The sequence below is a fragment of the Bartonella sp. MR168JLCBS genome, from assembly GCF_042194175.1.
This window is the reverse complement of the sequence record NZ_JBHIMP010000211.1, coordinates 657-913: the sequence shown is the minus strand read 5'-3', so window position 1 is coordinate 913 and position 257 is coordinate 657. Positions and strand designations below refer to the sequence as shown.

Genomic DNA, 257 nt, shown 5'->3' with positions numbered 1-257 from the left:
CTGCTTTTTGATTGAGATATTCAAGACGTTTTAATGATTGATCCCAGTTAAAGATGCCCCCTTAGCAACTTGATTGCCTGCTGGATTTCATCAACTGATGTTTCTATCTCTGCTCGCATAATTTAACACCGTAGTTTTTATTTTTTTAACATTTTTTTTCATTGATGCTTCTTGGCATTTTATACAAATTCAATGATCAAGTAAGTCGAATGGTATGGCATTATAACCTATTCACCGTAGGTTATAATGCGAAAAAA

The 257-nt window shown here is 33.1% G+C and carries 1 pseudogene; it reads right to left on the bottom strand.

What is annotated here, in order from left to right:
• Positions 1–119: pseudogene (gene prfB, locus ACFIK8_RS10400) on the bottom strand (peptide chain release factor 2); the annotation flags it as partial.
• Positions 120–257 lie beyond the last annotated feature (138 nt).